The sequence below is a fragment of the uncultured Agathobaculum sp. genome, from assembly GCF_963927765.1.
Taxonomy (GTDB): domain Bacteria; phylum Bacillota; class Clostridia; order Oscillospirales; family Butyricicoccaceae; genus Agathobaculum.
Genome location: NZ_CAWVCU010000025.1, coordinates 1 through 15,817, shown reverse-complemented (window position 1 = coordinate 15,817; position 15,817 = coordinate 1). Strand labels below are relative to the sequence as shown.

Annotated in this window: 14 protein-coding genes, 1 tRNA gene and 1 riboswitch; of the genes, 11 read left to right on the top strand and 4 right to left on the bottom strand. The window is 57.7% G+C overall.

Going from position 1 to position 15,817, the window contains the following annotated elements; translation table 11 throughout:
* Nucleotides 1-138 precede the first annotated feature (138 nt).
* The 3 genes from ABGT74_RS01560 (at nt 139) to ABGT74_RS01550 (ending at nt 1,546) form a co-directional block, all read left to right on the top strand.
* Nucleotides 139-1,266 (top strand): sodium ion-translocating decarboxylase subunit beta, encoded by a 1,128-nt coding sequence (locus ABGT74_RS01560; protein WP_297283473.1) that lies wholly within the window; start codon nt 139-141, stop codon nt 1,264-1,266.
* A 16-nt stretch (nt 1,267-1,282) separates the two neighbouring features.
* Nucleotides 1,283-1,411 carry an OadG-related small transporter subunit gene (locus ABGT74_RS01555; RefSeq protein WP_346704176.1) on the top strand — a complete coding sequence of 43 codons (129 nt, stop codon included), beginning with the start codon at nt 1,283-1,285 and terminating at the stop codon, nt 1,409-1,411.
* A gap of 58 nt (nt 1,412-1,469) precedes the next feature.
* A tRNA-Val gene (locus tag ABGT74_RS01550) sits at nt 1,470-1,546 on the top strand.
* Between the two features lie 87 nt (nt 1,547-1,633).
* Here the strand turns inward: ABGT74_RS01550 and ppk1 are convergent.
* Complete coding sequence (ppk1, locus tag ABGT74_RS01545) at nt 1,634-3,763, bottom strand: polyphosphate kinase 1 (RefSeq protein WP_346704175.1); 2,130 nt, start codon at nt 3,761-3,763, stop codon at nt 1,634-1,636.
* A gap of 219 nt (nt 3,764-3,982) precedes the next feature.
* On the opposite strand from ppk1, the gene ABGT74_RS01540 reads away from it, so the two are divergent.
* Nucleotides 3,983-4,540 (top strand): inorganic diphosphatase, encoded by a 558-nt coding sequence (locus ABGT74_RS01540; protein ID WP_297283451.1) that lies wholly within the window; start codon nt 3,983-3,985, stop codon nt 4,538-4,540.
* Nucleotides 4,541-4,588: 48 nt separating this feature from the next.
* Here ABGT74_RS01540 and pflA read toward each other — a convergent pair whose 3' ends face one another.
* Together pflA and pflB are read right to left on the bottom strand one after the other, a co-directional pair.
* Nucleotides 4,589-5,290 (bottom strand): pyruvate formate-lyase-activating protein, encoded by a 702-nt coding sequence (pflA, locus tag ABGT74_RS01535; RefSeq protein ID WP_297283450.1) that lies wholly within the window; start codon nt 5,288-5,290, stop codon nt 4,589-4,591.
* Nucleotides 5,291-5,541: 251 nt separating this feature from the next.
* Nucleotides 5,542-7,770: a formate C-acetyltransferase gene (gene pflB / locus ABGT74_RS01530; protein ID WP_346704174.1), complete on the bottom strand. Its 2,229-nt coding sequence runs from the start codon at nt 7,768-7,770 to the stop codon at nt 5,542-5,544.
* Nucleotides 7,771-7,846: 76 nt separating this feature from the next.
* A riboswitch (ZMP/ZTP riboswitch) is annotated at nt 7,847-7,936 on the bottom strand.
* A 197-nt stretch (nt 7,937-8,133) separates the two neighbouring features.
* Here pflB and ABGT74_RS01525 point away from each other — a divergent pair.
* Nucleotides 8,134-9,210 (top strand): ATP-dependent 6-phosphofructokinase, encoded by a 1,077-nt coding sequence (locus tag ABGT74_RS01525; protein ID WP_346704173.1) that lies wholly within the window; start codon nt 8,134-8,136, stop codon nt 9,208-9,210.
* 54 nt (nt 9,211-9,264) lie between these two features.
* On the opposite strand, the gene ABGT74_RS01520 is transcribed toward ABGT74_RS01525, so the two are convergent.
* Nucleotides 9,265-9,405 carry a hypothetical protein gene (locus ABGT74_RS01520; RefSeq protein ID WP_346704172.1) on the bottom strand — a complete coding sequence of 47 codons (141 nt, stop codon included), beginning with the start codon at nt 9,403-9,405 and terminating at the stop codon, nt 9,265-9,267.
* A 171-nt stretch (nt 9,406-9,576) separates the two neighbouring features.
* On the opposite strand from ABGT74_RS01520, the gene ABGT74_RS01515 reads away from it, so the two are divergent.
* The 6 genes from ABGT74_RS01515 to ABGT74_RS01490 all read left to right on the top strand — a co-directional run bounded on the left by ABGT74_RS01515 (nt 9,577) and on the right by ABGT74_RS01490 (nt 15,672).
* Entirely contained in the window at nt 9,577-10,320 is a 744-nt protein-coding gene (locus ABGT74_RS01515; RefSeq protein WP_297283446.1) for a YebC/PmpR family DNA-binding transcriptional regulator, read from the top strand.
* 169 nt (nt 10,321-10,489) lie between these two features.
* Nucleotides 10,490-11,470 carry a Gfo/Idh/MocA family oxidoreductase gene (locus ABGT74_RS01510; RefSeq protein ID WP_346704171.1) on the top strand — a complete coding sequence of 327 codons (981 nt, stop codon included), beginning with the start codon at nt 10,490-10,492 and terminating at the stop codon, nt 11,468-11,470.
* 83 nt (nt 11,471-11,553) lie between these two features.
* Entirely contained in the window at nt 11,554-12,480 is a 927-nt protein-coding gene (locus ABGT74_RS01505; protein WP_346704170.1) for a zinc dependent phospholipase C family protein, read from the top strand.
* Between the two features lie 155 nt (nt 12,481-12,635).
* The gene (locus ABGT74_RS01500) at nt 12,636-12,929 is read left to right on the top strand and encodes a DUF1294 domain-containing protein (protein WP_346704169.1); all 294 of its coding nucleotides are present in this window, start codon (nt 12,636-12,638) and stop codon (nt 12,927-12,929) included.
* Nucleotides 12,926-14,092 (top strand): cation diffusion facilitator family transporter, encoded by a 1,167-nt coding sequence (locus tag ABGT74_RS01495; RefSeq protein ID WP_346704168.1) that lies wholly within the window; start codon nt 12,926-12,928, stop codon nt 14,090-14,092. The genes ABGT74_RS01500 and ABGT74_RS01495 overlap by 4 nt, the downstream gene beginning before the upstream one ends.
* 311 nt (nt 14,093-14,403) lie before the next feature.
* Complete coding sequence (locus ABGT74_RS01490) at nt 14,404-15,672, top strand: dihydroorotase (RefSeq protein ID WP_346704167.1); 1,269 nt, start codon at nt 14,404-14,406, stop codon at nt 15,670-15,672.
* The last annotated feature ends 145 nt before the right edge of the window (nt 15,673-15,817 follow it).

Below are 15,817 nucleotides of genomic sequence, written 5' to 3'. Positions count from 1 at the left end.
GGCGCGGTTTGCCGCGCGGCATCGCCAACAAGCATGACGGGGCATCCGATCCCGTTCTGGCTGTTGCCTGAAATGACCAGACCTGCGTTTTCCGAGAGGGAAACGCAGGTCTGTTTTTTTATCGAAGGAGGGGTCAATATGGAGTTTTTATACGAAGGCTTGCTATCGGTGACGTGGCAGCAGGCGGTGATGTACGCGGTCGGCGGGCTGCTTATCTGGCTGGCGATTCAGAAGCAGTATGAGCCTGCACTGTTACTGCCGATGGGCTTTGGCGCGATTCTGGTCAACCTGCCGATGTCAGGCGTGATCGACCAGATCACGCAAGGCGTGGGCGAGACGCACGGCATCATCCAATGGCTGTTTGAAACCGGGATTGAGGCCAGTGAAGCGTTCCCACTGCTGTTGTTCATCGGCATTGGCGCAATGATCGACTTCGGCCCGTTGCTGGCAAATCCCAAGCTGTTTCTGTTCGGCGCAGCGGCGCAGATCGGTATTTTCCTGACGATTATTGCAGCGGCGGCATTCGGTTTCGACATCATTGATGCCGCTTCCATCGGTATCATCGGCGCGGCGGACGGCCCGACCTCCATTCTGGTTTCGCAGGTGCTCGGGTCGAAGTACGTTGGCGCGATTGCGGTTGCGGCATACAGCTATATGGCGCTCGTACCCATCATTCAGCCGTTTGCGATCAAGCTGGTGACGACAAAAAAGGAACGCGCGATGAAGATGCCCTATGCCGCGGGCAAGGTCAGCCGCCGCACGCGCATCCTGTTCCCGATCGTTGTCTCGATCGTAGCCGGACTGGTTGCGCCCGCGTCGGTGTCGCTCGTCGGCTTCCTGATGTTTGGAAACCTGATCCGTGAGTGCGGCGTGCTGGAGAGCCTGTCAAAGACTGCGCAGCATGAGCTGGCGAACCTGATTACGCTGCTGCTCGGCATCACGATTTCGTTCTCTATGCGTGCGGAGCAGTTTGTGACCAAGGAAACGCTGATTATCCTGTGCCTCGGACTGGTTGCCTTCGTGCTGGACTCGATCGGCGGTGTGCTGTTTGCCAAGGTGCTCAACCTGTTCTGCAAGAACAAGGTCAACCCGATGATCGGCGCGGCGGGCATTTCGGCTTTCCCGATGAGCGCGCGCGTGATCGAAAAGCTGGGTGTGGAAGCGGATAAGACCAATCACCTGCTGATGCATGCGGTCGGTGCGAATGTCGCCGGACAGATCGCGTCGGTCGTTGCGGGCGGCGTGATCCTTGGGTTCTTTATGTGAGAAGGAGGCGCTGGATATGAGTGAATCGGTACGCATGGCAATGGAGCTGCTCGGACAGGGTATGGCGGGCATCTTTACGGTGCTGGCGGTAATCGCGTTGATCGTGGCGCTGCTCGGACGTCTGGACAAAAACCAGCAGCCATAAAAAAGGGCTTGCAAACCCCGTTTGTTTCTGGTATAGTAATAAGGTAAACCGAACAAACGGGGTTGTAGCTCAGCTGGTCAGAGCGTTCGCCTCACACGCGAGAGGTCGTGGGTTCGAGCCCCGCCAACCCCACCAGCTAAAGCCGTCACGAAAGTGACGGCTTTTTATCGTTGCATGCAAAAAACGCCGGAAGTTCCGGCGTTTCTGCATCGTATTTCCTGTTTAACGGCCCAGCAGTCGATTCAGCAGCTTGCGCCAGCCCGGCTCGGGGGGCGCAGGATGTGCTGCTTGTTGGCGGGCTTGGTCGATGGCCTGCTGCATCAGCAGCACCTGTGCGCAGATCGGGTCGGGCACGGGCGGCTTTTTGCAGTAGGTGCCATCCGGCTGCAAGACGCGTGCCTTGATGGTGTCGTGCTGCATGGCATACAGAATATCATGCAGCCGTGCGCGCACCTCTGGCGAGTCGATCGGGCAGGCGATCTCCACGCGGCGTTCGGTGTTGCGCGTCATCATATCGGCGGAGGAGATATACATTTTTTCCTCCGAGCCGCGGCCAAACACAAAGATGCGCGAGTGCTCCAAAAAGCGGCCGACAATGCTGGTGACCGTGATGTTTTCAGTGTGTCCCTCGACACCGGGAAGCAGGCAGCAGATACCGCGCACAATCATCTCGATGCGCACGCCTGCGCAGGAAGCGTCCCGTAGCTTATGGATGATGTCGATATCGGTCAGCGAATTGAATTTCAGCAGCATATAGCCGTCGCTGCCGCGGGCGATCTGTTCATCCATCAGCGCCAGAATGTTGTTTTTCAGGCTACTCGGCGCAACCAGAAGGCGGTTATACCGGCCTTCAAGGTTGCCCAGCGCCATATTGTTGAAGAACGCGCCCGCATCCGCGCCGATTGACTCATCCGAGGTGATAAGCGACACATCGGTGTACTGCGTGGCGGTTTTTTCATTATAGTTGCCGGTGCCGACCTGCGTGATATGGCGCACAGCACCGCGCTCCTGCCGGGTAATCAGGCAGATCTTGGAGTGTACCTTATAATCCTCAAAGCCGTAGATGATTTTACAGCCTGCTTCCTCCATGCGCTCGGACCAGTCAATGTTGTTCTGTTCGTCAAAGCGGGCGCGCAGTTCGATGAGCGCGGTCACGTCTTTGCCGTTTTCGGCTGCGGCGCACAGATATTCCACCAGCTTGGCTTTGCGCGCCAGACGGTAGATCGTGATACGGATGGACAGCACGGCGGGATCGTTTGCCGCCTCGCGGATCATCTGCAAAAACGGCTCCATGGATTCATACGGATAAGAAAGCAGAATATCGCGCTTGAGCGCGGCTTTCAAAAGGCTCTGTCCCGTCGGCAGCATGGCAGGCTGCTGCGGGGAAAACACGGGATCGGACAGGGCCGCCCGCTGTTTTTCCGGGAAATGATCGCCCAGCGAAAACGCATAGCTCATCTGGAGCGGCGCCTTGCGCGAGAGGAAAATCTGTGCGTCGGTCACGTCAAAACGCTTGCGGAAGTATTCGGTGAAATGATCGCTGATGGGGCGCGTCAGCTCGACGCGGACGACCGCCATGCGACGACGGCGGCGCAGCAGCTTTTCCATTTTAGTGCGGAAGTCGCCTTCCTCCGCGCCGAAGGTTTCATCGTCCGGGTTGATGTCGGCGTTGCGGGTGACGCAGAACACAGTCTTTTCCAGCACGTCGTACATTTCAAACACATGACCGGTGTATTCCAGCAGGATATCTTCAATGGGCACATAGCGCTTTTCCTCGCCCGGCAAAAAGACCAGCGGGGGCAGCGAAGCCGGCACCGGCAGCAGGCCCAGACGTTCGTTCTTCTTGCGGCTGAGCAGGGCGGCGATATGCAGCACCTTGCCTTCCAAATGCGGGAAGGGATGGTGCGCATCCACAACCTGTGGAGAAAGCACAGGCGCAACGACATTTTTGAAATACTGCTTGATGTACTTCTGCTCGGCAGGCTCCAACTCGCTGATGGTAAGACGGCGCAGCCCCTCCGCGCGCAGACGCGCGCTGACATCGCTGAACGCAGCGTCTCGGCGCGCATACAGCGGTTCCACCGCAGCGTAGATGTGATGCAGCTGTTCCTTGGCGGTCATACCGGACTTGTTGTCCACATGGTCTTTGTCCACCGTCGCCATATCGCACAGGCTGCCCACGCGGATCATAAAGAATTCATCCAGATTGCTGGTGAAGATCGAAAGGAATTTGCACCGCTCCAAAAGCGGCACAGTATCATCCTCCGCCTCGGCCAGCACGCGCGCATTGAACTGCAGCCAGGACAGCTCGCGGTTCTGCGTATAGCCCTGTTCCCAGATTGCCTGTGTCATGAGAGAGATTCCCCCTGTTTTCATTCCGGCCGCCGGACACGGAAAAGTGGCCATACGATCGGTCAGTATACTACTATTATACTGCATTTTTGTGTTGGGACAATGCGTTTTGTGTAAAAAGCCTGTAAAGTAAAGCACTTTTTTCCATGGGCTGCGGGTCTTGCGTGCGGTGGGAGGGTCTGATATACTGAAAATAGAAAGAGAAAGGAGCAAAACGGCATGAGAAACATCTGGCACGACATTGATCCGCGCTGCATCACGCCGGAACGGTTCACCGCGGTGATCGAGATCCCGGCAGGCAGCAAGAAAAAGTATGAACTGGACAAACAAACCGGTCTGCTGCGGCTGGACCGCATTTTGTATACATCCACGCATTATCCGGCCAATTATGGCTTCATTCCGCGCACCTATGCGGATGACGGCGATCCGCTGGATGTGCTTGTGCTGTGCACCGAGTCGCTCGATCCGCTGGTTGAGGTGGACTGCTATCCGATCGGCGTGATGCGTATGATCGACGAGGACGAGATCGACGACAAGATCATTGCGATTCCGTTTGAAGAGCCGACATGGAACTTCTATCACGACATGGATCAGCTGCCGCCGCATTACGGCAATGAGATTACACACTTTTTCGAGGTTTATAAGGGCCTTGAGCACAAGCACACCACCACTTCGGACGCGCTCAATCGGGAAAAAGCGATTGAGGTTATTAAAGACTGCATGCGCCGGTATGAGGTGCACTTCTGCGGCAGACGGCCGGAGAAAGAAGAGGCATAAGGCATACATAGCAAAACGCGGAGGAACGTCGTTCCTCCGCGTTTTTGTTTATAGCTTTTCCAGCAGTTGCTTGAGCCACGCTTCGTTCATTGCGGGCGTATCGCGCAGCGGGAACTCGATCCCCATACGATCATATTTTTCGATGCACAGCTTGTGGAAAGGAAGAAATTCGATTTTTTGCAGGTTGGGACAGCGCTCAGCGTGCGCCTTGACCAACCGCAGATGGTCGAGGCTGTCGGTCAGGCTGGGCACGACCACATGCCGAATCCAGAGCGGTACGCTTTTCATCGCGGTCAGCTGCAAAAAGCGCTCGACCTGGGTGAAATCGGCGCGGCAATACCGTTTGTAGTCCGCAGCGGTGAGAAATTTCAGGTCGCACAGCACCAGATCAGTGTGCCGCAGCACGCGTTCGGCTGCGGCGGTTGGGCAGCCGGTGCCCGAGGTATCCAGCGCGGTGTGTACGCCATGCTCATGCAGCTTTTGGAAAAATTCCGCGACAAAGTCTGCTTGCAGCAGCGGTTCGCCGCCAGAGACGGTTACGCCCCCGCCGTTTTTCCAGTAGGGCTGGAAGCGCAGCACGCGACGCACCAGTTCATCGGTGTCGATTTCCTCGCCGCCGGTTGTGTCCCATGTGTCCGGGTTATGGCAGTAGACGCAGCGCAGCGGGCAGCCCTGCAGAAAAACAACGCAGCGCACGCCCGGCCCGTCCACCGCGCCGAGGGACTGGATGGAATGGATGCGTCCGGTCATTTTGCCACAACCTTTCTCAAAATAGTGTGCTTTTACTACAAGATGCGGGAATGATGCCGCCTGCGGGCGGCAGGTACGTTCGCCTGCGCGGCGGGCGCACAAGAGGGGAGACACCGGAGGTTTCTCCCCTCTTGCGAATCGCTCCTTTTCCTTGAGGGCGCGCTGCGCGCGCAAAAGTGAAGTCCCTGTTTCCGGCTGCCGCCCGCCTTGCAGGATCAGAACAGCAAGGGCGGTTGCCACACCAGAGGGTGTCAGATCGCCTCGTGGAACGTGCGCGAGATGACCTCACGCTGCTGCTCGCGGCTGAGCTTGTAGAAGTTGACCGCATAGCCCGAAACACGGATGGTCAGATTGGGGTACTGCTCGGGGTGCTCATAAGCGGCGATCAGGGTATCGCGGTTCATGACGTTGACATTCAGGTGGTGCGCATTCTGTGCGAAGTAACCGCCCATGATGGCAACAAGGTTGTTCACGCGATCCTCGTCCGTCTTGCCGAGCGCTCCCGGCGTGATCGAGAAGGTATTGGAGATGCCGTCGCGGCAATAGTCATAGCTGAGCTTTGCCACCGAGTTGAGCGAAGCTAGCGCGCCCGACTTGTCGCGGCCGCTCATCGGGTTTGCGCCTGGGGCAAGCGGTTCGCCGTGACGGCGACCATCCGGCGTGTTACCGGTCTTTTTGCCGTACATGACGTTCGAGGTGATGGTCAGGATGGACAGGGTGTGCACCGCGCCGCGATAGAGCGGGAACTGGGTCAGCGCCTGATAGAACTTCTCGACCTGCTCACAGGCGATGGCATCCACGCGGTCGTCGTCGTTGCCGAACTTCGGGAAGTCGCCCTCGATTTCAAAATCGACGATGATGCCGTTCTCCGGGTTGCGGATCGGGTGGACCTTGGCGTATTTAATCGCAGAAAGCGAATCCGCCATGCAGCTCATGCCCGCGATGCCGAACGCCATCAGGCGGCGCACATCGGTATCGTGCAGCGCCATCTGGCTCTTTTCGTAGGCGTACTTATCATGCATATAGTGGATGGTGTTCATCGCGGAAACGTAGGTCTTGGCCAGCCACGGACGGTAGAAGTCCATGCGGCGGCAAACCTCGTCATAATCGAGCGTGTCGCCCTCCATGACCGGCATTTCCGGGCCAACCTGCTCAAACTTGTTTTCGTCGCGGCCACCGTTGATCGCCATGAGCATCAGCTTTGCGATGTTGGCGCGCGCGCCGAAGAACTGCATATCCTTGCCCACGCGCATCGCGGAAACGCAGCAGGCGATCGCGTAATCGTCACCGAAGTGCGGACGCATCACGTCGTCGTTTTCATACTGGAGGGCGTCTGTGTCGATGGACACCTTGGCGATGAATTTCTTCCAGTTTTCGGGCAGCTGCTCGCTCCAGAGCACGGTCAGATTCGGTTCGGCGGCAGGATTGAGGTTATACAGCGTGTGCAGCATGCGGAAGCTGTTTTTGGTGACGAGCGGGCGGCCGTCTTCGCCGATGCCGCCGACCGCTTCGGTGATCCACATCGGGTCGCCGCCGAACAACTCGTTATATTCGGGCGTGCGCAGGTGGCGCGCCATGCGCAGATGGAGAACGAAATCATCCATGATCTCCTGCGCCTCGGACTCAGTCAGGATACCGGCCTTGAGGTCGCGCTCGAAGTAGATGTCAAGGAAGGTCGAGGTGCGGCCAAGGCTCATCGCCGCGCCGTTCTGCTCCTTGATGCCCGCAAGGTACGCAAAGTACAGCCACTGTACGGCTTCCTTCGCGTTTTCCGCAGGGCGGGAAATATCAAAGCCGTAGGAGGCTGCCATTTTGACCATGTCTTTGAGTGCCTTGATCTGGTCGGACAGCTCTTCCGCGGTGCGGATCTCCTTTTCGGTGGTCGGCACTTCGCCCAGCGCGTCCTTGTCGCGCTGCTTTTCCGCGATCAGACGGTCAACACCATAGAGCGCCACGCGGCGGTAGTCGCCGATGATGCGGCCGCGGCCGTAGGCATCCGGCAGGCCGGTCAGCAGGCCGACGTGACGCGCTTCACGCACGTCCTTGGTATAGGCGGAGAACACGCCGTCGTTATGCGTTTTGTGATATTTGAATTCCTCTTCGATCTGGGGCGAAACCTCATAGCCATAGGCCTTGCAGGCTTCGCGTACCATGCGCATGCCGCCGAACGGGTTGCAGGCGCGCTTGAGCGGCTCGTCGGTCTGCAAGCCGACAATGACCTCGTTTTCCTTGTCCAGATAACCGGGGCCGAACGCGGTGATCGTGATGACGGTGTCGGTGTCAACATTGCGAACCCCGTTTTTCTCGCGCTCTTCGGCCAGCAGCGCGTCAAACTTTTCGCGCATGGCGGTCGTGCGGGCGGTTACGGGCGCGAGGAATGCGCCGTCGCCCTCATAGGGCGTATAGTTTTTCTGAATAAAGTCGCGGACGTTGATCTCGTTCTGCCAATCGCCGCCGATGAAGGTGTTCCATGCGTTCATGTGAGAGATTCCTCCTGTTCTTTGGTTCGGCTGCCCTTTTTTGGATACAAAAAAGGGCAGCATCGCGTAGCTTGTGCGACACTGCCCAGACGGTCGGCATTTTTTACGGAACCCCTGCTCCCCGGTGGTTTGCGCTCCACCTTGTCCGTCAGTTGCAGGGAACTTGTCTGGTTTAAGAATACCACAACAACATATGGTGTGCAACTGATGAATCCTACAAAAATTTTGTGCGGAAAATACCGTGTACTGCGACAGAAGTCAAAAACGGATGAATTGAGACGTGAATGTAAAACCTAACGAAAGACTCTTCACAAGGTAGAAAAATTGGCGTATGATAAAGGTAATAAAAAGGAGGTTGCGCTTATGAAGATTGGTATGCTGACAAGCGGCGGCGACTGCCAGGGCCTGAACTCCGCTCTGCGCGGCGTTGCAAAGACGCTGTATAATGAACTGGGCAATAAAGTGACCATTTACGGCATCCGGGATGGATACCGCGGCCTGATCGAGGGCGATTACCATGTGATGAGCCCCAAGGATTTTTCCGATATCCTGACGCTGGGCGGCACTATTTTGGGCACTTCGCGTCAGCCGTTCAAGGAGATGCAGAAGGTCAAGGAGGACAGCGAGGAAACCAAGCTGGAAAAGATGCTGAAAACCGTGCGGGACGAGGGTTTCGACTGTTTGGTTATCCTCGGCGGCAACGGCACGCACAAGACGGCCAACCTCCTCAGCCAAAACGGCGTGAACGTCGTTACGCTGCCCAAAACGATTGACAACGACCTGTGGGGCACAGAAGTGACGTTCGGCTTCCAGTCCGCGATCGACATTGCCGCGACGGTTATTGACTCCATTCACTCGACCGCGTTCTCGCATTCGCGCGTGTTCATTGTTGAGGTTATGGGTCATAAGGCCGGCTGGCTGACGCTGTATGCGGGCATTGCGTCCGGCGCGGATATCATCGTTATCCCTGAGATTCCGTACTCGGCTAAGGCCATCGCAAAGGCGATTGAAAAGCGCGAGCAGAGCGGCAAGCGGTTTTCCATCCTTGCGGTCGCAGAAGGCGCGATCAGCCAGGAAGAAGCCAAGATGAGCAAGAAGGAGTTCAAGGCCGCGCGCGAAAAGATGGCCTATCCGTCTATCTCCTACCGCATGGCGGACGAGCTGAAGGAGCTGACCGGGCAGGAGATCCGCGTGACCATTCCGGGCCACTATCAGCGCGGCGGCGCGCCCAGCCCGGCTGACCGCCTGCTGACCAGCCGTCTCGGCGTGGCCGCGGCGCATCTGATCCGCGAGAAGAAGTACGGCTATATGGTCGCGGTGCAGAACGACTGCATCGTTCCCGTGCCGCTTTCCGAGGTTGCGGGCAAGCTCAAAACCGTCCCGCCCGATGGCGAAGTCGTGCGCGCAGCGCGCGCCCTCGGCCTGTCCATGGGCGACTGATAAGAGAAATGACAAAAGGACGTGCGTTGCACGTCCTTTTGTTCTGTCCATGAATCAGTACTGCTGATCGTTCTTCTTGTTGCTGGTGCCGGAAGGGCACTGGTTCGAGGTGGACGGATTCTGGTTCTTGTTCTGGGTGCTCGACGGGTTCTGGCTCGTGGTGGACGGGTTCTGACGCTTGTTCTGTTTGCTCATGGGAAATCACCTCTTTTTTGAAGTTTTCGAGCGTAGTTTGCACGCGGCACGCGAAAAATATGCATGCGGGTATTGCGGAAATGAAAAAAATCTGATAAAATTTTTTTGCGCCGTATGGCGTTTTTGAGGTTATATTAAATTTATTTCAGATAGAAAGAGGGACTTTCCACCATGTCGGGACATTCCAAGTGGCATAATATTGCCAAGCGCAAGGGCGCGAACGACGCGAAAAAAGCGAAAATCTTCACCAAGATCGGCCGTGAAATGGCCATTGCCATTAAGGAAGGCGGTTCGGCGAACCCGGACTTTAACTCCCGCCTGCGCGACTGCATCGCCAAGGCAAAGGCCAACAATATGCCAAACGACAACATCAAGCGCACGCTGGACAAGTATTCGGGCGCGAACGGTCAGGTCAACTACGAGGCCAACAACTATGAGGGCTACGGCGTTGGCGGCGTTGCGGTCGTTGTTGAAACGCTGACCGACAACAAGAACCGCACGGTTGCAGACGTGCGCCACCTGTTCGACAAGTATGGTGCGGGTCTGGGTGCGACCAACTGCGTATCCTGGCAGTTCGACAAGAAGGGCGTTATCATCATGGAGCGCGGCGAGCTGGACGAGGACACCGTTATGATGCAGGCGCTGGACGCTGGTGCGGAGGATTTCCAGGCCGATGACGATACCTTTGAGATCTACACCACGCCGGAGGATTTTTCCGCCGTGCGTGAAGCGCTCGAGACACTGGGCTACTCCTTTGTGGAAGCCGAGGTCGAGCTGGTGCCGCAGAACTATATCACCCTCGAAAAAGAGGAGGATATGGCGCAGATGCGCAAGCTGCTCGATAATCTAGAGGATAACGACGATGTGCAGGCGGTTTGGCACAACTGGGAGAACGAAGCGGATTACGAGGGCTAAGTCGGGTCTGCTTCCGCAAAATAAGAATCAATGGCGCAGCCGTTTTCCCCATGGGGAAAGGCGGCTGTGTTTTTTTATAGTAGGGGGACAAAAAATCCGTTGCGTACAGCGGGAAAATATGCCATGATAAAGACAAATGGAATGCCGCAAGGCGGGAAAGAGGCTGCATATGAAAATCGGAACGATTGGAACGGGCAACATCGTAACATGGGTGATGACGGAAGCAGTGCGCGTGGCGGGCGTGACCTATGAGGCAGTCTGCTCGCGCAAGGAAGAAACCGGGCGTGCCCTTGCGGAACGCTTTGGTGTGGGCAAGGTATATACCAAGCTGGAGGACATGCTGGCTGACCCGGAAATCGATTGGGTTTATGTCGCCTCGCCCAACAGCCTGCATTATGCGCAGACCGAGGCAGCGCTGGAAAGCGGCAAGCATGTCATCTGCGAAAAGCCGTTCGCGCCGACCCGCGCGCAGGCGGAGGAGCTGGCTGCGCTGGCTGAGAAAAAAGGGCTGTTCCTGTTTGAGGGTATCACGACCCTGTTTCTTCCGCATTTCGCGCGCATCCGTGAGAAACTGGCCGAAATCGGGCCGGTGCGGCAGGTGTCGTGCACCTTCTGCCAGTATTCGAGCAAATACGATGCGCTGAAAGCCGGGCAGACGCCCAATGTGTTCAATCCTGCCTTTGCGGGCGGCGCGCTCATGGATATCAACCTGTACAACCTGTATTTTGTGTACGGTCTGTTCGGCATGCCGGAAAAGCTGGCCTATCACGCGCGGCGGCACGAAAACGGCATCGACCTCGGCGGCGTTGCGGTGCTGGAATATCCGGGCTTTGTCGCCCAGTGTACGGGCGCGAAGGACTGCAAAAGCGAAAACGGCGCGCACATCATCGGAGAAAAGGGCTTTATCAGGGTGGAGAACCCGGTCAGCATGTGCACGCGCGTCACAGTCGTGACCGATGCGGGCGAGCAGGTCTTTGACGAACAGCAGGGCGAAACCGCGTGGTACTGGGAGATGCAAGGCATCGCGGGATTGGTCGCGGCGGACAATCACGCGGACTGCCGCCGCCGCATGGCGAAAACCGTCGAAATGGCGGAGTTGCTCGAGTGCGCGCGGCGGGATGCGGGCATCGTGTTCCCGGACGTGGACTGACCGGACTTGTTCGGGGCTTTCCCTGCGGACGCAAAGCGTGTATAATAGAGGAAAACGATTCACAGGACAGAGGAGGTCCGGTTATGGCGGATTTTGTATCGCATCATCTGTTTGGAGAGCAGACGCAGAGTGTGTTTCCCGCACCGGTGCAGGAGCTGATAGGCAAGCATCCGGTGAGCTTCCGGTGGGGGTGTCAGGGACCGGACCCGCTGTTTTATCGCAAAATATTGCTGGGCAGTCCGCTGCATAAGCTGGGTAACCGTATGCACTCGGAAAAGACTGACGAACTGTTTGCGGCGCTGGCGCGCGGCGTACATTGCTTGACCGGCGCAGCGCAGGAGACGGCGGCAGCGTATTTTTACGGTTTTGTCTGCCATTATGCGCTCGACAGCGAGATCCATCCCTATGTCTACTGTCGGCAGGAGCAGATTCGCTCGGCGGATGCCAAGCTGCATGCATCTGCTGTACATTGTCAGATCGAAAGCGATATCGACTATCTGATTTACGAGCGGGCGTATCACGCGCCGGTGACCAACTTCCGGCCTGCGGGGCTTTATGCGCTGCCCGCGGAGGAAAAGGCGGTGCTGGCGGTGCTGCTGCATGCCGTTCTCGAAAACGTGTATGGCGAGGATGTGCCGGCGCGCGATCTGCGCCGTTCGTTTGACGAAATGCTGTCGTGGGAGAACTTTTTCTATGCGGATAAGCGCACGGTGTACCGCAGCGCGCAGAAGCTGGAACGGCTGGCGGGGCGCGGTGCACTGCTGACCGGTCATATGAAGGTGGAGCGTCCGGCATGGGATGCGCTCAACGAGCAGCATACGCCTTGGCACAACCTGTGGACACCGGAGGAAACCCGGACGGATTCCGTGCCCGAGCTGTTCGGGCTGGCGCGCATCGGCGCAGCAGCACTCGCGGGGCAGTACGCCGCGCAGTTTGACGCGGGGTTGCAGCTGTACTGCCATTTCAAGCAGCCGTTCGACAACGGCAGTCCGAAAAAAATACCGCAATAGAAAGAACCGCCTGCAAAGGCGGTTCTTTTCTTTGGGTGCGCGCCTTGCGGCTGGGGGCGACACAAAACCCGTTAGCGGCGGCTATTTTTTCCGTCATGGTTTGCGATATGCAGCGGACTGTGGTACAATAAAATGAAATTTCGCCGGAGGAGGGCATGCGGGACGTGCAGGGCGTATTATACTATTTCATTGCGGTCAGTCTGATCGGTGCGGTCGTCTGCATTTATGATAAGCTCGCCGCGCCGCGCGGCTGGCGGCGGGTACCCGAACGCACGCTGTTTTTCTGGGCGTTGGTTGGCGGCGGGCCGGGCGTGTACCTGACCATGCTGCTCATCCGCCACAAGACACTGCACCGCAGCTTTATGTGGGGTATTCCGGCAATTATGATATTACAAATTGTAATATTGATTGGCATTTATAATATTTTGTATTCGAGGGGATTGTTATGACCAAAGCATTGGTCCGCCTATTCATTCGTGATGCGGATAATACACGGGATGCGCGTGTGCGCGAGCGGTACGGTGTTCTGTCCGGCGCGGTGGGCATCGCGTGCAACGTATTCCTGTTTGCGGTCAAGCTGGTGATCGGCCTGCTGACGGGGGCGATCTCGATTGCGGCGGATGCGTTCAATAACCTGTCCGACGGGCTTTCCTGTCTGATTTCGATTGTGGGCTTCAAGGTGGCCGGTAAAGCGCCGGATGCGAAGCACCCGTTCGGCTACGGCCGCACCGAGTACATCGCGGGTCTGATTGTGGCGTTTATCATCGTGCTGGTAGGCTTTGAGTTCCTCAAAACCTCGTTTGACCGCATCATCCATCCCGAACCGGTGGCGTTTTCGGTCGTGCTGCTGGTGATTCTGGCGGTTTCCATGCTGGTAAAGCTGTGGATGGGCGCGTTTAACTCCTCCATCGGCCGCCGGATCGAGTCCCCGGTGCTGATGGCGGCGGGGCAGGACAGCCGCAATGACGTAATTACGACATCGGTGGTTGTCATCGGCATGATCGCCGGTCGCTTCACCACCCTGCCGGTGGATGGCTATGTCGGTGTGCTGGTGGCGCTGTTCATCATCTGGGCGGGCGTCGGTATCGTGCGCGATACGGTCGCGCCGCTGCTCGGCGAAGCCGCCGACCCGGAAGTTGCGCGCAGCATTGAGGAGATCGTGCGGGAATCCGATTACATTGTCGGCGTGCATGATCTGATCGTACATAACTATGGCGCTGGCCGCTCGCTGGCTTCGCTGCATGCCGAGGTGCCGAGCGATTCCGACTTTGTGGCGGTGCATGAGGTAATCGACGAAGCGGAAAAGCGTGTTTGGCAGCGCACAGGCGTGTATCTGGTCATTCATATGGACCCCATCGACGTCAACAATGAGCATGTCGCCGCGCTGCGTGAGCAGGTGGATAATGTGCTGCGGAGCATTGATGAAGCCCTCTCCATGCATGACTTCCGTGTGGTAGATGGTGAGCGGCAGATCAACCTGATTTTTGATGTGGTCGTGCCGTTTACTTATGACGAAAAGGGCAAGCGTGAGCTGATGATGCAGATTTACGACCGGCTCAAGGAGATCGACGTGCGGTATAATCCGGTGGTGACGCTGGATCACCAAATGTGAGTGTTTCGCTGAAAGCGTACAGCTTTCGGCGAGAGGCGTTGCCGCGCGGCGCGCGGACACCGCCTATGCGTGATTTTGCGCGCCAGTGCGGCACACAAAATCGCGTTCTTGTATCAAATCCGAGGCACATGTCCTCGAATTTGATGAAAAAGCCTGCATTCGCAGGCTTTTTCTGTTTTATGCGCGCCTTACGGCGCGGGGAACGGGGACGGCTTGCGGCGCGGATGGTAGCATGATACAATGAAAACAGAAAAAACGGATGCCCGCCGAGTGCGGTGGGTACGATAACAACAGAACGGAGGACAATTCCTATGCTGCTGATTCAAAACGGGCGGGTGCTCGATCCTTATACCGGCGTGGATGCGCCGCGCGATGTACTCATTGGGGACGACGGTGTGATCACTGCGGTGCAGCCGCACATCGACGCGTCCGCGGGCTGTGAAGTATACGATGCGGCGGGGCTGACGGTTTCGCCCGGCTTTGTCGATGGGCATGTGCACTTCCGCGATCCCGGCCAGACCGAAAAAGAGGACGTGCTGACCGGCGCGGCTGCCGCTGCCGCAGGCGGATATGCGACCGTCATCTGCATGGCGAACACGCTGCCGACCTGCGATACGCCCGAACTCATTCAATATGTGACCCAAAAGGCGAAGGATTGTCCGGTCGAAGTGTTGCAGGCGGGCGCGGTGACAAAGGGACTGAAAGGGCAGGAGCTGACCGATTTTGACGCGCTGACTGCTGCGGGCGCGCCCTGCCTGACCGACGACGGCATCAATCTGACCTCGGCAGCGCTGTGCCGCACGGCGATGGAGCAGGCGGCGGCGCGCGACATTCTGCTGTCCTTCCATGAGGAGGAACCTTCGCTCGTGCCGTCGCCCGGTGTCAATTACGGTTCGGCGGCAGCGGAGCAATTCGGCGTACCCGGTGCGATGGCTGCGGCGGAAACCGCGATGATCGCGCGTGATATTGCGCTGGCGCTCGACACGGGCGCACGTGTGGTGTTCCAGCATGTTTCCTGCGGGCAGTCGGTCGCGCTCATCCGCGCAGGCAAAGCGCTCGGCGCGCGCGTCTATGCCGAGGTCACGCCGCACCACCTGAGCCTGACCGAGGACGACGTGCCCGCGCATGGCACTTATGCGCGCATGAACCCGCCGCTGCGCCGCGAGGTCGACCGGCAGGCGCTGATCGAGGGGCTGCGCGACGGTACGATCGACATGATCGCCACAGACCACGCGCCGCATACCGCGGCGGAAAAGGCGCGCGAGTTTTCCAAAGCGCCGAGCGGCATCACGGGGCTGGAGACTGCGTTTTCGGTTTGCAATACCTATCTGGTCAAAACCGGCAGACTGACCCCGATGCAGCTGATCGACAAAATGAGCAAATCGCCCGCTGAGATCTACGGCTTGACCGGCCGCGCGGTGGCGGAGGGCAATTTCGCCCGTCTGGTGCTGCTTGACTGGGAGAGCAAAACGATTTATCAAACGTATCATTCCAAAGCGGTCAACACGCCGTATACCGGCATGTCGTTGACCGGTGCGCCCCGCGCCATCGTCACAGGGGCGCGCGTGACGGCCCGCTGAGCATAAAAATTGCATATACGCGTCAAAAATTGCCAGAACTGCCGTTGTATAATGCGCTGCGTTCCAGTCATACTACCTGTACAACCAGAAATTGCGTATGGGAGGGAACGCGTAAATGAAGGCAACCGGCATTGTGCGCCGTATT

Coding starts and splice junctions, on each gene's coding strand:
- ABGT74_RS01560 (WP_297283473.1), top strand. CDS start 139: ATGGAGTTTTTATACGAAGGCTTGCTATCGGTGACGTGGCAGCAGGCG.
- ABGT74_RS01555 (WP_346704176.1), top strand. CDS start 1,283: ATGAGTGAATCGGTACGCATGGCAATGGAGCTGCTCGGACAGGGTATG.
- ppk1 (WP_346704175.1), bottom strand. CDS start 3,763: ATGACACAGGCAATCTGGGAACAGGGCTATACGCAGAACCGCGAGCTG.
- ABGT74_RS01540 (WP_297283451.1), top strand. CDS start 3,983: ATGAGAAACATCTGGCACGACATTGATCCGCGCTGCATCACGCCGGAA.
- pflA (WP_297283450.1), bottom strand. CDS start 5,290: ATGACCGGACGCATCCATTCCATCCAGTCCCTCGGCGCGGTGGACGGG.
- pflB (WP_346704174.1), bottom strand. CDS start 7,770: ATGAACGCATGGAACACCTTCATCGGCGGCGATTGGCAGAACGAGATC.
- ABGT74_RS01525 (WP_346704173.1), top strand. CDS start 8,134: ATGAAGATTGGTATGCTGACAAGCGGCGGCGACTGCCAGGGCCTGAAC.
- ABGT74_RS01520 (WP_346704172.1), bottom strand. CDS start 9,405: ATGAGCAAACAGAACAAGCGTCAGAACCCGTCCACCACGAGCCAGAAC.
- ABGT74_RS01515 (WP_297283446.1), top strand. CDS start 9,577: ATGTCGGGACATTCCAAGTGGCATAATATTGCCAAGCGCAAGGGCGCG.
- ABGT74_RS01510 (WP_346704171.1), top strand. CDS start 10,490: ATGAAAATCGGAACGATTGGAACGGGCAACATCGTAACATGGGTGATG.
- ABGT74_RS01505 (WP_346704170.1), top strand. CDS start 11,554: ATGGCGGATTTTGTATCGCATCATCTGTTTGGAGAGCAGACGCAGAGT.
- ABGT74_RS01500 (WP_346704169.1), top strand. CDS start 12,636: ATGCGGGACGTGCAGGGCGTATTATACTATTTCATTGCGGTCAGTCTG.
- ABGT74_RS01495 (WP_346704168.1), top strand. CDS start 12,926: ATGACCAAAGCATTGGTCCGCCTATTCATTCGTGATGCGGATAATACA.
- ABGT74_RS01490 (WP_346704167.1), top strand. CDS start 14,404: ATGCTGCTGATTCAAAACGGGCGGGTGCTCGATCCTTATACCGGCGTG.